At 71.8% G+C, this 1,805-nt stretch carries 1 protein-coding gene; it reads right to left on the reverse strand.

Annotated features, from left to right (window positions below; genetic code table 11):
- Positions 1 to 18 precede the first annotated feature (18 nt).
- On the reverse strand, positions 19 to 1,509 hold the full coding sequence (locus tag IMZ11_RS42170) for an HNH endonuclease signature motif containing protein (RefSeq protein WP_228649132.1): 1,491 nt from the start codon (positions 1,507 to 1,509) through the stop codon (positions 19 to 21).
- Between the last annotated feature and the right edge of the window lie 296 nt (positions 1,510 to 1,805).

Below are 1,805 nucleotides of genomic sequence, written 5' to 3' on the forward strand. Positions count from 1 at the left end.
TCCCTGTCCCTGTCACGGTCACTGTCTGCGGGCCCAGGCGCGGGGGCGGTGTTTGGGATAGCGGTGGAAACGCATCGTCACCGTGCCGTCCGGCTGGTCGATGACCTCGACCTTGTCCGGATGACGGGACTTCCACTTGTTGTCAGGCGCGCACAACGGCGCGAGGTTACCCAGATCAGTACGACCGCTGGGATACCACGGCTCGATATGGTCGATCTCGGCCAAATAGGCGGGCACGTCACAGCCCTCACGGCAGCAGGACCGGTAGCGGGCGATGATCGCCTCGCGCTGGTCGGCGGACGCCAGACGGCGGGAACGGCCGAAGTCGGTGACGATCCCCCGCGCGTCGCGGAGCACCCGCCGTAGTTCGGCGGTGTAGGCCATCCGGCGGGCGTCGGCGGCGGGGATGGCGGTGCCGTCCTCCAGATGGGCGGGAGCGTCGGATTCGCCGGTGAGGGTCTGCTCGGTCACCTGCACGTGCAAGACGGTGCGGCGTCCGCCGCCCGATAGGCGGATGGCCAGGGCATCGGCCATCCGGCGGGCGTGGCTACGCGTGTCGGTGCTGTCGGTTGGGACCGCGAGGGGTTCCAGCCACGTCTTCAGCCGCATCGTCAGTTCGGGGTCCAGCAGGCCGGTGATGCGGCCCATCCCGTCCAGGGTGTCGGCGATGGTCAGGTGCTGGCGTTCGGTCTTGGCCGCGGCCCGCGCCAGCCGCCCGTCGGGGTCGATGGTCTCGATGATGGTCTGTCCGGCGCGGGCGACGTCTTCGACGGTGGCGGCGGGGGCGTCGGCCAGGGTGAGCAGGATCGGTTCGGCCAGGCCGGTCTCGGCGTCGTCGAGATGACGCGTGGCGGAGGCGATGGTGGTGGCGTAGCCGAAGGTCAGGCTGCCGTCGGTGAGCCGGGCGGCGACCTGGGGCAGTCGGGGTAGTTGCCGGGCCAGGGTGAGGCGTTCGTTCGCGCGGGCGGCGCGTGATCCGGTGGCGCGGGCCAGCCATGCCCCGATCGAGCGCCGTCCGAACAGGTGGTGGCCTTTCCCGGCCTCGGCCACCCGAGCCCGGGCGGCCAGCGCGGCTTCGGCCAGATCGATCGCGCGGGCCAGCGCCACGATCTCCGCCATCGCCGCCTCGGTGTCTGGTGGTATCCCCTGAACGTCGGCGGCGATCTCCTCAGCGCGGCGCAGCAGGTCCGTCACCGCTGCCCCGGCAAGTCCGGGATCGGGCCGGTCTCCCCGCCCAGGGGTGTGGCGGTCATCCCCGCCAGCCGGGGGCGCGTCGGTCGGGTCCGGCGTCTCTTGGCGGTTCTGCCAGATCCCGTCCCAGGCTGACGCGTCCCCGCTCGCCTCCCCCGCTTCTTTCACCGGCTGTGACCGCTCAGCCCGGCGGCCCTGGTTGGGGTCGAGCTGTTCGGCGTCAGGCGGGACGACAGCGGGCCGGACGGCAGCGGCCGGGGGCGAGACCAGCCGGCGAAGACGAGAACGGTCAAGCAACAGCACGGTGGAGGGCTGCACGGTGGGTTGCTGGTTGGGGTCGAGCTGTTCGGCGTCAGGCGGGACGACAGCGGGCCGGACGGCAGCGGCCGGGGGCGAAACCGGCCGGCGAAGACGAGAACGGTCAAGCAACAGCACGGCACCGTACGCGTCACCAGCGAAACGACCGGCCCCGGCCGGCGACCTGCGCCGCCGATGCGCACGCCGCCCCAAGGAGGACGGCGGCAGCCCACATGACTCCTCCGAGCCCTCCGCGCGAGCTGACAGCAGCACACCACCCGAAACAACCATCCGATTACGCCTCCCTTCCCCCTCCG

The organism is Microtetraspora sp. AC03309 (assembly GCF_020826795.1).
Lineage (GTDB): Bacteria > Actinomycetota > Actinomycetes > Streptosporangiales > Streptosporangiaceae > Microtetraspora > Microtetraspora glauca.